General features: G+C 65.3%; 8 protein-coding genes. 3 read left to right on the top strand and 5 right to left on the bottom strand.

What is annotated here, in order from left to right; translation table 11 throughout:
- Positions 1-9 precede the first annotated feature (9 nt).
- The 3 genes from KF833_19700 to KF833_19690 all read right to left on the bottom strand — a co-directional run bounded on the left by KF833_19700 (position 10) and on the right by KF833_19690 (position 5,726).
- Positions 10-2,682: an ABC transporter permease gene (locus KF833_19700; GenBank protein ID MBX3747541.1), complete on the bottom strand. Its 2,673-nt coding sequence runs from the start codon at positions 2,680-2,682 to the stop codon at positions 10-12.
- Positions 2,679-3,971 carry an ankyrin repeat domain-containing protein gene (locus tag KF833_19695; protein ID MBX3747540.1) on the bottom strand — a complete coding sequence of 431 codons (1,293 nt, stop codon included), beginning with the start codon at positions 3,969-3,971 and terminating at the stop codon, positions 2,679-2,681. The genes KF833_19700 and KF833_19695 overlap by 4 nt, the downstream gene beginning before the upstream one ends.
- Before the next feature lie 132 nt (positions 3,972-4,103).
- Positions 4,104-5,726 carry an ABC transporter permease gene (locus KF833_19690; GenBank protein ID MBX3747539.1) on the bottom strand — a complete coding sequence of 541 codons (1,623 nt, stop codon included), beginning with the start codon at positions 5,724-5,726 and terminating at the stop codon, positions 4,104-4,106.
- Positions 5,727-6,040: 314 nt separating this feature from the next.
- Here KF833_19690 and KF833_19685 point away from each other — a divergent pair, with 314 nt between their 5' ends.
- On the top strand, positions 6,041-6,382 hold the full coding sequence (locus KF833_19685; protein MBX3747538.1) for a hypothetical protein: 342 nt from the start codon (positions 6,041-6,043) through the stop codon (positions 6,380-6,382).
- Positions 6,383-7,790: 1,408 nt separating this feature from the next.
- A complete protein-coding gene (locus KF833_19680; GenBank protein ID MBX3747537.1) occupies positions 7,791-8,435 on the top strand; it encodes a methyltransferase in 645 nt (214 codons plus the stop codon).
- Positions 8,436-8,549: 114 nt separating this feature from the next.
- Here the strand turns inward: KF833_19680 and psd are convergent, their stop codons facing one another.
- Positions 8,550-9,464: a phosphatidylserine decarboxylase gene (gene psd / locus KF833_19675; protein ID MBX3747536.1), complete on the bottom strand. Its 915-nt coding sequence runs from the start codon at positions 9,462-9,464 to the stop codon at positions 8,550-8,552.
- Positions 9,465-9,480: 16 nt separating this feature from the next.
- On the opposite strand from psd, the gene KF833_19670 reads away from it, so the two are divergent.
- Positions 9,481-11,133: an aminotransferase class III-fold pyridoxal phosphate-dependent enzyme gene (locus KF833_19670; GenBank protein MBX3747535.1), complete on the top strand. Its 1,653-nt coding sequence runs from the start codon at positions 9,481-9,483 to the stop codon at positions 11,131-11,133.
- A 45-nt stretch (positions 11,134-11,178) separates the two neighbouring features.
- On the opposite strand, the gene KF833_19665 is transcribed toward KF833_19670, so the two are convergent.
- On the bottom strand, positions 11,179-11,799 hold the full coding sequence (locus KF833_19665) for a hypothetical protein (GenBank protein ID MBX3747534.1): 621 nt from the start codon (positions 11,797-11,799) through the stop codon (positions 11,179-11,181).
- Positions 11,800-12,090 lie beyond the last annotated feature (291 nt).

The following is a 12,090-nucleotide window of genomic DNA, read 5'->3' as shown; positions in this document are numbered from 1 at the left end:
ATTTCTCCTTCACTCCGCGCGCAGCGCCACCATCGGGTCCACCCGGGCGGCCCGGCGCGCGGGCAGCCAGCACGCCAGCGCGCCGACGCCGACCAGCACCAGCGAAACTGCCATCAGTGTCAACGGATCGGTCGCGGCGATGCCAAACAGCATCGAGGTCATTGCCCGGGTCGTGAGGAACGCCACCACCAGGCCGACGATCATGCCCGCCGCCACGAAGCGCATCCCCTGGCTCAAGACCATCGCCGTGACGTCCGCCGCCGGCGCGCCGAGGGTCAGGCGCACGCCGATCTCGCGGGTGCGTTGCGTGACTATGAAGGACATCACGCCGTAGACACCGATTGCGGCGAGCAGCAGCGCCAGCGCGGAGAAGCCGCCGAGCAGCAGCAGTTGGGCGCGGCGCGAGGTGGTCGTCGCGTCGAGGCGTTCGCGCATGGTCATGAGATCCGCGACCACAAGGGTCGGGTCGAGCGCCTGGACGCGTTCGCGGACCGCGCGCGCCAGCGCCAGCGGATCGCCGGCGCACCTCATGGCGGTGCTGACGAGGTTGGGGTGTTGATCGAGGGACGGCGTGTAAATCTCCGGTGTGACCTGGCCGCCATAACCGTCCTGTCGGACATCGGCCACCACCCCGATGATGGTGTGCGGACCGGCGACGCCGGCAAAGTCATTGAGGAGCCGGCCGACTGGCGAGGCGCCGGGGAAGTACTCGCGAGCGAAGCGTTCGTTGACCACGACGTTGCGTTGCGATGGATCGGCGGCGGTGAAGGCCCGGCCTTCCTTCAAGACAATGCCCAGCGTGTCGAAGTAGGTGTCCGTGACGGCCGCCAGGCTCACCGGCGGGCGGTTCGCGTAGCGCTCGCGCGGTTCACCAGCGACGGACACCTCGGTCATCATCGAGAAATGCGTCAAGGGCAGGTGATCGGTCATCGCGATCGACTCGACCCCGGGCAACGCGGCGAGTTCCTCGCGCAGGGTTCGCACGAACGCCGAACGCGCCCCGGGTTCGGACTGGAGGCTGGCGTCGAGGCTCAATTGGAAGGTAAGCAGGCCATCTGGTTGAAAGCCGACATTCACGCTGCGCAGGCGGATGAAGCTGTTGATCAGTAGGCCGGCCCCGACAAGCAGCACCAGAGCCAGGGCCGTTTCGGCGGTGACCAGCAAGCCCCGCAGGCGGTGCCTGTCGTGGCCCTCACCCGCGGTGAGTCCGCCCTCCTTCAACGCTTCGTTCACGGGGAGTCCCGCGGCCTGCACTGCCGGGATCAGGCCGAAGATCATGCCCGTGGCCAAGGCTGTGAGCAGCGTGAAGCCCAGGGCGGTGAGATCGATGCCAACCGGCTGGAAGTGCGATCGGCCGGTGAGTGCGAGCGACTCCAGGAGCCGCGTTCCCCACCATGAACAGAGAAGCCCAAGCCCACCGCCGACGAACGCGAGCAGCATGCTTTCCGTGAGGAACTGGCGTATGAGGCGCGCGCGCGGCGCCCCCAGCGCGAGACGGACGGCGATCTCGCGCCGCCGCGACATGGCGCGAGTGAGCAACAGATTCGCGACATTGGCGCACGCGATCAGGAGGACAAGAGCCACCGCCCACATCATCACCAGGACCGACCGACGCACGTTGGCCACGAGATGCTCGTGCAGACCGATCAATTGAATCCGTCCGCCACCGATCGGGAGGCGGCCCAGTTCAGCCGGTGGCGCGGGTGCCACCTGCAACGGATCGCCGGCTAAGGGAACGGGCTGCACTTGATCCGCGGGCGTTCCGAGTTCTGCGCCCGGCGGTCCGCGCAACACCATGCGGCCCTCACCCGGGAACGGGAGCGTTACCGGTCCAGCGCCGGTGGGTGGCGGCACGAGGCCATCCGGGATTGGGATTTGACCGCCGTCAGGAGGCGGCAGAATGAGCGGCGCGGTAGCATTGTCCGAAGGCGGCTGAAACATCGGCAACGTGACGCGGCTGGCGATGAGTTGCAGTTCGGCCTGGGCCTGGGCGAGCGAGACGTCGGGCTTCAACCTCGCCATGGCGTGGACCAGGCTGATTGCGATGGCACCGCCGGCGACTTCCGGTCCGCGCACGGCTTGCATGGGCACCCAGACCTCGTTCGGATCGGGGAACTGAAAGCTCGCCGGCAACACACCCACGATGGTGTGCAATTCACGATCGAGAGTGATCGACCGGTTGAGGACGCCGCTGTCACCGCCAAACTGTCGTTGCCAGAGTCCATGCGACAACACGGCGATCCGGGGGCCGTTCGGCGTCTCGTCCTCCAGGACAAACAGCCGGCCGAGCAGCGGTTGGACGCCGAGCATCGGGAACAGAGAAGCGGTGACGGTGCCACAACGGATGCGTTCGGCCAGTCCGTTCCCGGTCAGGCTGCGGTCACTGCTGCCGTAGGCGGCAATCTGCGAGAGGGTCTGGCTTTGCTTGCGCCACGCAGCAAACTCGTGTCCGCCCACAAGGTTTCCGCCACCGAGCACCAGGCCCCCCGCAGGCGGCAGCTCCTTGCGGATGGTGACCAACTGACCGGGCTGCGGATAAGGCAGCGGCTTGAGCAGGACGGCGTTGACCACGCTGAAGATGGCGGTGTTGGCGCCGATGCCGAGCGCGAGCGTGAGCACGGCCACGGCGTTGAAGCCGGGGTTCTTCAGCAACTGGCGGAGGGCGAACTTGAGGTCGTTCATCGGCGCGCCTCCAGATGGGCTTTGATCACCTCGTCGAGGTCGGGGTCGCCGGTGGGATACTGGTGTTTGTCGAGCGGCACCCCGGCTTCGAGCAGGAGCCGGACGACACGCGGAAAGTCGCCTTCCGGATGGCGCTTGGCGACGAGGTGGCTGTGGAGCGCGTAGCCCAGCGCCGTGGCGTGGTAGCCGGGATCGCGTCGGTCCACCGGGTGTCCACGCCGGAGCAGCAGTTCCACCAGATCCGCGGCACCGCACCACGCGGCGTTGTGCAGCGGCAGATGGCCGTGGTTGGTCTCCGGCACATCGATGGGGAAACCGAGGTCCAGCATCAGCCGGACGGCTTCGAAGTTGAGGTTGGTTTCCCAGCAGAACTTCGCCAGCAGCGTCCGGTCTTCCCCGTCGAGTTCCCCGACCAGGCCCGGATGCCGCGTGGCGATGTCCTGCGCCAACGCTTCATCCGCCAACAGGCAGGCCACAAGCAGTTGCTGTCGTGGCGGCGTGCGCTCCATCAGAAAGTCGAACACGTCCCGGTGTCCGCGGTGGTGCGCGATCTCCTGGGGCGACTGGTTGAAACCCAGCGTCCACTGGTAGATCGTCCCGCCTCTCTTCTGGAATCCGATGCCGGGAAAGGGCCCCTGGTTGTGGCCGATGCGGTAGGTCGTGCAGACGGGGTTCTCCCCGACCAGCGTCTTCGCCAGTTCCAGATCGCCCAGGCCGGCGGCCATGAAGACGTCGGGCCGGGCACCGCGCTGCAACAGGAAGCGCGTCACTTCGGGCGCGTCGCCGATGCGCCACTGGGCCGGGGTGGAATCATGGTCGTCGTCCGTCGGATCGAGTTCCGAGCCGCGCTCCACCAGCAACCGGGCGGTTTCCACGTTGCGGGCGAAGTGGAGCGGACGCCCGCCATCGCCGCCTTTGGCGTGGACCCGTTCCGGTTGCCCTTCGAGCAGTTCGCCCAGCCGCTGGACCAATCCCAGTGCGGCGGCGGCGTGGGGCGAGAGCGTGGCCCCCTTGGCGATCAAATGTTCGGCCAGTTCCGGTCGGGCCCGGTTCAACCCGAATCCCGGTGCCCACCACCGGCTGATCAGGGCCACGTCCAACCCGTGGCGAAGGAACACGTCCAGCATCCCGGTGCTTCGTGCGGACAACAGCGCCTCGACCAGGGGACCGCCGCCATGCGTGGCGACGGAATCCGGCCAATCCGGGGTCTGGCAGAGCAGGTCGGCGACACCGGCAAGGTCATCCGCCTCCAGGTGTCGCTTAAATAGGGCCAGGGTTTGCTGCTTCATGAGCCGGGGTTCTTCAGTCGTTGGCGTATGGAGAAGCGGTGGTCCTTCATACGGGGGAGGGAGTAGAAATGGGTCAGCAGTCCGGTGCAGGTTCGGTTGTCGGTATTGGCGTTCACCATCGCCCGCACGCCCCTACTCCCTCAGCGCCTCCATCGGATCCACCCGCGCGGCGCGGAGGACGGGGAGCAACCCGGCTGCGATCGACACGGCGCTCAGGGTGACGAGGGTCACGACAAAGGTCGGGGCGTGAAAGACCGGCACATCGAACAGGACGCCCTCCATTGCCTTGCCGGCCAGCCCGGCACCGGGCACTCCCAGAAAGACGCCGGCCGCGAGGAGCTTGAAGTGGGTCCACGGCAAGGTCACGCTCCCGGACAGCACATGGTCCGCGCGGAAGCCGGGTGACAGCTCCAGGGCCTTCTTCAGGCTCACGCCAAGCAGACCGGCCCCGAAGAGCAGCACAAAGGCCAGGGCCACCTGGGCGACGATGAATCCGTGGCGCAGTCGTCGGGCGGCTTGCGTGGCCGTTCCGGAACGCGAACCGCCTTGAAACGTTCCGCCCAGTCTGGCGCGCAAGCCCAACCAGGCGACCGGCAGCGCGGCGAGAACGGCGAGTAGGATCGAGGCCAGGGCGGCGGCGGCCACCAGTCGCGGCGTCACGGCCACATGGCTTCCCAGCGGAAGGTGTTCGACTCCCAGGTGGTCCAGAAGGCCCACGGCAACCGTCGCCAGGCCGAGTCCCGCCATGCCCCCGGCGAATACAAGTACCAGCGTTTCCGTAAACGCCTGCCCCATCACCCGAACATTGCCGGCACCGAGCGTCTGGCGGATCGCGAACTCCTGCGCGCGCGCGCCGCACCGGATCAGCAGCAGGTTGACAAGGTTCACGGCGCCCAGAAGCAGCAGACAGAGGACTCCCCCCTGGAGGAGCCAAAGCGTGGGCCGGATGGACTGCACATGCTCATTATGGAGCGACGTCACGACGGTTCTGAATCCCCCGTCGGCGACGGCCTGAGCCTGGGGAAAATCCCGGTTCATCACCTCGTTGTGCGCGTCAATCTGCGACTCGGCCTCGGCAACGGACGCTCCGGGCCCGAGTCTTCCGATCATCTCGAAGCCCCCGTTGTGCAGCCGTTCAACCCGCAGCACGTCCGGGTCAACGCTCAAGGGGAGAAACAACCGGGCACGGGAGGATAGAAATCGGAACCCGGGCGGCAGCACACCCACGACGACCCTGGGGAGCCCGTCCATCCGCACCGTCCGGCCAAGGACGGTCGGATCGGCCCCGAAGTGCCGTCGCCAGAATTCGTCGGTCAGGACAACCACAGAATCGGTCTGATAGGACATCTCAGCCTCCGTGAACGCCCGACCGAGAACCGGCTGGACGCCCAGGGTGGGGAAGAACTCGGGCGACACCCGTAGGATCTCGGTCGCTTCCGTGGATCCGGCTTCACCCACGATGCTGGTGCCGTGCTGGAGGGCCGCGAGGTGTGAGAGCGCGCGGATGGCACCCCGCCGGCTATGATAGTTGAGGTAGGAGGACTGGCCCCGCGCGCGGCCGACCTTCGGATAGCTGTTGTAGAGCGTGACCAGGCGGTCGGGCTCCGGGAACGGAAGGGGCCGGAGCAGCACCGCATCCACGACTGCAAAGATGGCCAGAGTGCCCCCGAGACACAGGCCGAGGATCAGCACGGCCACCGCGGTGAAGCCGGGGTTCCTGTGCAACTGACGGATGGCGGACTTCAGGTCGGGCATTGAAGGAAAGTGACTTTGGATGACGCTCTCGGATTGCCCCAGGATGCACGCCAGTACGGGAGGCGCCTGCACATCATCGCATGCCCGATGCCACGCCGGGACCGGTCCTCCCGGTCTTCAAATCAAAGGGTTTTCGAGGCGGGGCGCCGGCGACGCGTTTCCCCTCCTTCTCGCAAGTGGGATTCCGCCGTCCCAAAGGCGGGACGCCGTATCGCGGTGGGGATTTGCCATCGTCCGGCAACCACGGGCTTGGGACCGTCCAGGGAATTCCTGTCGTCAGCCGTCACCTCCCTGCATTCTCGCCCCATCCCGCCATGAGCGAACCCGCCACGATCCCGGCCGAAGGGCTGACTCCGATTCTCCACGTCCGTGCGCTCAATGAGGCGATGACCTATTACACGGAGAAGCTGCTGTTTGAACGGCTCTGGGACTGGGGTGACCCGCCGGACTTTGGAGCCGTCCGGCTGGGCAGCGTCGAGAATTTCTTCTCTCAGGGCGGGCCGAGAGGTGGTGAAACGCTGGAAGAGACCCTCCTGCATACCTTCGAACCGGTGAATCGGGGCGGCGTGGCGAGTCCGCATACGCCGGGAACGCTGGCGTTGATGCGGGACCTGAAGACGAAGCACGGGATCGACTACGATGTCCATGCGAACTAGCGGTTCGTGGAGACGGGCGGGTCTTGAAGGCCGTGGGTTCCGCCTGGCTTCACGGCTTCGAGACGACGAGGAGGTTCGTCGGAGGCGGAATCAGTGCATCCCGGAGTGGTGGGTGAGGAGGGAGCCAATCGGAGGGACGAGCTCCGCGAGTCCTCAATCCGGCGCTCCACACCCTTGCGGCCTCGTGGAACCCGGCCCTCCGAGGCGACGCTCAGCGGGGTTCGCATCTCTCCGCACAACTCCGGGATGCACGCCAGGGCAGGGGCACGGCAACCGGCAAAGTCGCCGTCCTCCTCATGAGCCGGTGTGTATTTGCCTGCGAGTCGGCAATTGAAGCACGGCGACGATCTCCGCCTTGTTGCGACACATCCCTGAAACGATCCGACACTTCGGTGACTCTGATTCGCAGCGCCACCTGGTGCTGCCGTAGTTCATGGAAGGGCCAACAGAGTCGCCGGACCTTACAGTCGGGGTCTTGCCAATCGGTATAGCCGCGCAGGCGCGTCGTTTGGGAGCACGGCCGATCGCATGCCCCCCACCGTTGTGGTTGGGCCCTCAGCACGAAACCAGCCATTCGGATTGAGGTCGTGAGATGCCTCCAGAATCCCCTCCGCCGCAGGGTCAACCCAGAAGACCCAGTGCCTCTCCTGCAACCGGCGAAGGTAAAGGCGCGTGCTCGCCGGGGACCGGATCGATCCGGTCAGAAGCAGCGTGTAGTTGCCGGATGTAGGACCTCCAAACAGACCTGGGTTGAGAAAGCAACTGACTAAGTAAAGCCCCGTGGCGGAAATCCGACGATTCTCGATCAACGCCTGGGTGTCGCCACTGACAGAGGATAAAGCCTGCCCCCGAGGGTCGAGCACATAAAAGGCTGGACGGACGGAACCCGAGGCCCGAGTCAGACTCAGCCCGACTGTATCCCCCTCGGTCGCCTCGAAGAAGTAGCTGTCCATGTCTCCCGCAGATAGCGTGCCGGACCGCAGCTCGTCGCGAACCAGCAGGCCGCCTTCCGGATCGGTCTCATTGGGCCATGGATGCTTCACAAGGGTCAGCCTTGATGACCATGCAGCCGTGTCCGACAAGCCATAGACCAGACGATATGTACGGGTCCGCTTCAACAGGATGGCCCCCCCGCTGTCGCGGTTGTAGATCCACGCCGACTGTGTGAATCGCTCTGCTAGGGGCCGCACGGTGTCCCCGGCGGGATCGTAGAGGCTGTCCAAGACCTCAGACAGGCTCTTAGGGCTTTGTCCATCGCCCTGCATGCCTCCGAATGCGGGCCCTCCAGGGGATACGAGCGTCACCAGGCTGTCGCTTGACCGTGGATGGAAGGACCGTGGCATGCTGCCGCCCTGTCTTGGAGGCGGAGCCGGTTCACCGGGAACCGCCGTTGCCAGACAGATCCTGGATGTCCAACTGGCTTTTTCTTCAATCCGCCATTCGCAAGCCCTGGCAGATGGGCTCGATGCTGCCGTCGAGCCGTTCGTTGGCGCGCGCGATGGTGGATCTGGCCGACATTGGCGAAGGCCACCAGGTGGTGGAACTGGGTGCCGGGAACGGATCCTTCACCCGCGAGCTGGTGGAACGTCATCCGGACCTGCCCCTGCTGGCCTTCGAGCTGTGCCCCCGACTCGGGGCGGACCTGGCACGTCGGTTCCCCTCCGTCCGGGTGGTCATTGACGCCGCGGAACACCTGCCTCGCCGGGCGCCATCGCTGGGCTTGACCCGGATCGACCGGGTGGTCAGCGGATTGCCATGGGCGCTGTGGGACGAACAACGCCAGGCAGCCGTGGTGGCGACCTTGATCCCCTTCCTGTCTCCCGAGGCCCGCCTGGTGACCGTTCATTACCTGCCCAGCCGATGGATCGGCTGGGTGCAAACGACACGACGTGTCCTGGAGAGGCACTTTGACAGGGTGTACCACGGATCTCCGGTCTGGAGGAACTTCCCTCCCGCCTACGTGCATGTGGCCGAACGACCCCGGCTTCGGTCAGGCGCCGCCGACCGTATGAGGATCGGGGTGGACGACGGTGGGACGGCTACTCCGGCCTGAAGCGAGTTGCCCGGAACCAACGATCCAATGTCCGACCCAACACGCGCAACCCTGTGGTTCCCGGGCTGCCCTCCAGAATGGAACCGGGTTCCCGGAGGGGCATCGGGCCCCGGCTCAATCGGGGAGTTGCACCATGGCCTGGCCCATGCGGACACGCCCACCTCGATGGATCGAGGGATGGAGGGCGAAACCGGGAGGGACGATCAGAATGATGGTCGAGCCGTGTTCAAACCAACCCAGTTCCTCCCCGCGTTCAACCTCGGCGTCGCACGGGATGTCGTGGGGGCCCTTCCAACGCAGGTGAAGGCGGACATTCAGGAAATGCAGGCGGATCGAGGCCACAAGGATGGCAGCGACGGCCACCATGGCGATCGGCTGGCCGCCGGCCAGTTCGAGGTGAAGCGCGGCGCGTTCATTCCGGCAGAAGAGTCGCTCCACCCGTTTCAACGCGATGGGGTTCACGTTCCAGGTGTCGCCGCTGAGGTAGGTGACCCGGGTGATGCGGCCCTGCGCCGGAGCGTGGAAGCGATGATACATGCTCGAGGTCAGGCGCAGGGTGACATACCCTCCATCGTGAAAGGGGGCGGCGGCCGCTTCGCTTCCGAAAAGTTCGGCCAGCCGGTAGGGAAACCCCTTGGCCTGGAACACCCCGTCCCCTTCCACCGTTCCGCATTCCCCGACAATCCCATCGCAGGGGCTTACCCCCATGGTCGGGTCGGGGTCGATGGGACGCGCTCCAGGCTTGAGTTCGCGGGTGAAACAGGCGTGAAGACTGTTGAACCGGGTCTCCCTCGCCTCCGAGAGATCCAGGTCGGTGAACCCACGCCAGAGGGCGAGACTGATCCGGGTGAGCCAGGGGCTTTCGATCCGGCTGAACCAGCCCATGAAGAGCGTTGCGTACCGCCGGGGAATACGGTTGGTAACCAGGAAATTCAGGTCCTCCTGCAGCAGCAGGCGGTCTCGCAACCCGCGCACCCGGTTCCATCCCCGGGTCGGTTGGATTCCATGGGATTCCGGGTTGGTCTCCATTGTCTTGCGATCACTCATGTTTGACCTGTTCACCCACCCGGCCATGGCGTTGGTTCCGGCAGCCCTGCTCCTCCACCTCGGAAGGCGGCGCCTCCAATTGTCGTTGGCCAAGCATCGGTCCCTTGCCGGTCACTCCCGGTTGGCAAGACAGGCCGCCCGGCTCCTGCCCGGGTACTCCTATACCGAGGACGAATTCTTCGCTGCCGACCAGGCGCCCGTCGATGTTTCCAAACGGCGTCGCGAGGGATTTCGACGGCTGGCCGATGGGTTCCGCTCCCGTCATCCCCGATCCATCGACCAATCGGTGCGGGCCGCCGAGCGGCTGTCCGACCTCCAGTTCACCAAAGCCTACCGCGTACCCTTTCCCTTCAGCCCGTATCTCCAGGAACATCTCAAGCTGGCCGGCTTCGTCGAGGCCAGCCAGGGCGCCTGGATCCAGGATCTCGATGGCGTTCGGTTCCTCGACCTGACAGGTTCGTACGGCGTCAATGTCTTTGGCTACGACTTCTACAAGGCATGCATGGACGAGGCCCAGAAACGTGTGAGCTCCCTGGGTCCGGTGCTGGGAAACCTTCATCCCTCCGCCGCCTGGAATGCCCAGCGGCTCTGCCAGCGATCCGGCATGGACGAGGTCTCCTTCCACATGTCCGGCACCGAGGCCGTCATGCAGGCCGTGCGACTCGCTCGCTACCATACCCGCCGCACATACCTTGTCCGGTTCTGCGGAGCCTATCATGGCTGGTGGGACGATGTGCAGCCCGGACCAGGCAATCCGATGCCACCGGGAAAAGTCTTTACCCTGAAGGAGATGGACGCCGCCACCCTGCGCCTCCTGCGTGCCCGGCGGGACATCGCCTGTGTGCTGGTCAACCCGCTCCAGGCGCTCCATCCCAACGCCGGTGCCCCGGGGGATTCGACCCTCGTCGACAGCAGCCGCCGGGCAGGCTTTGACCGGGAAGCGTACGCGGCCTGGCTGCAGGATTTGCGCGACGTCTGCAGCGCCCGCGGCATCGCCCTGATCCTCGACGAGGTCTTCCTCGGATTCCGTCTCGCCCCGGGGGGCGCGCAGGAATACTTCAACGTGCGTGCGGACCTCGTGACCTACGGCAAAACCCTGGGCGGAGGCTACCCCGTGGGAGTGGTCTGCGGGCGCAGGGAATGGATGCGCCGCTATCGGGAGGAGCGGCCGGGCGACATCTGCTTTGCCCGTGGCACCTTCAATTCCCATCCCTACGTGATGGCAGCCATGCAGGTATTCCTGGAACGCCTGGAGACCCCCGAAATCCAGCACCTCTATCATGACCTCGACACACTCTGGAATCGCCGTGCGCAATCCTTGAACACCGAACTGCAGAGCGCTGAACTGCCCGTGCGGGTCGCCAACCTGAGCTCCGTCTGGACCGTGCTGTACACCAAACCCTCCCGCTACAATTGGATGCTCCAATTCTACCTGAGGGCCGAAGGCCTCGCTCTCAGCTGGGTGGGCACGGGACGCCTCATCTTCACTCTCAATTTCAGCGAGGCCGACTTTCATGAGTTCGGGGCGCGATTCCTCCGGGCCGCCCGCGCCATGCAGGCCGATGGATGGTGGTGGACACCCCCAGGTTTGACCAACCAGCGCATCCGACGTCGCCTCCTCCGCGAAGCCCTGGCCCGTTTCGCCCGCTAGCCGCGCCGGTCACCCCCCCGCCAGGCCACCGCACCCTCGCCCCGGTCACGAAGACCCATGCTCCCTGCGCACGTGCAGCATCGGGTCCATCCACTCGCCCCGCATCAGCGCAAGCGGCGACCGCCAGTACATCATGATGTCATGAAAGGGATCGGTGAGAATCTTTCCCACCCAAACCACGCTTGTCATCACGTCCTTCAGGAAAATCAGCTGCACCGCACGAAACAGGAGTCCCCCCACACCGATGGCCAGCCAGACCAGCCCCAGCGAATGCAGGTAGCCGGACCACCCTTCGCCAGGCTGAATCATTCCAAAACAGGACGGGCTCAGAAGCAGGACCACCGGCGCCACCGCCCACAGGCCCATCAGGACCACCTTGCGACGAAGATTGTAACCCACCTTGATCTCCTCCTTGTGGTCGTGGGTGACTTGATTGACCTTGTCATAGTCGTGGGGCTCGAAAAAGAAGTGCCCCGCCTGACGCGTCGTCATCGATATGCCCCAGGCAACCAGGGCGGCCGTTGCCGGATCGATGAACAACAACACGTAGGCAATCACAAAGCACACCGCGCTAAGCAGGTGAAGGGACTGGTTGATCCGCGAATGATGATAAAACCGATGGTCATCCCAACGCTGGATCCGGAGGGCCTCAAGATAGTGTTTCACGGGTGTCAGGGTGTTTCGTGGCGGATTGACAGCTCTCAATCCGGGGGAACCGACGTCTCCCCCGGATGCGTCAGCAGCGTATGCAAAGCCCTGCGCGAATCGTGTGACGGAATTGCATCGATACAGAAAAATCGGGTCTGTAGAAAAATTCGTGGGTAGAGAGCGGTTCCGGTCAACCGGCGCGCACGCGCGACCGCCAGCGGCGCAGACGCCGCTGGCAGCCGGCGTGCAGCTGCGCCTCCCCCGTTTCGCTGCGTGCCCGCTGGCCCGAGAAGATGGTTCGGACATGCG

The organism is Verrucomicrobiia bacterium, from assembly GCA_019634625.1.
GTDB lineage: Bacteria > Verrucomicrobiota > Verrucomicrobiia > Limisphaerales > CAIMTB01 > CAIMTB01.
The sequence above is the reverse complement of the archived record's forward strand: the minus strand, read 5'-3'. Positions and strand labels throughout refer to the sequence as shown.

Bases quoted from the DNA above. Each gene is read 5' to 3' on its own strand.
- KF833_19685 (MBX3747538.1), top strand. From the start codon at position 6,041: ATGAGCGAACCCGCCACGATCCCGGCCGAAGGGCTGACTCCGATTCTC.
- KF833_19670 (MBX3747535.1), top strand. From the start codon at position 9,481: ATGTTTGACCTGTTCACCCACCCGGCCATGGCGTTGGTTCCGGCAGCC.
- KF833_19680 (MBX3747537.1), top strand. From the start codon at position 7,791: ATGTCCAACTGGCTTTTTCTTCAATCCGCCATTCGCAAGCCCTGGCAG.
- KF833_19695 (MBX3747540.1), bottom strand. From the start codon at position 3,971: ATGAAGCAGCAAACCCTGGCCCTATTTAAGCGACACCTGGAGGCGGAT.
- psd (MBX3747536.1), bottom strand. From the start codon at position 9,464: ATGGAGACCAACCCGGAATCCCATGGAATCCAACCGACCCGGGGATGG.
- KF833_19690 (MBX3747539.1), bottom strand. From the start codon at position 5,726: ATGCCCGACCTGAAGTCCGCCATCCGTCAGTTGCACAGGAACCCCGGC.
- KF833_19700 (MBX3747541.1), bottom strand. From the start codon at position 2,682: ATGAACGACCTCAAGTTCGCCCTCCGCCAGTTGCTGAAGAACCCCGGC.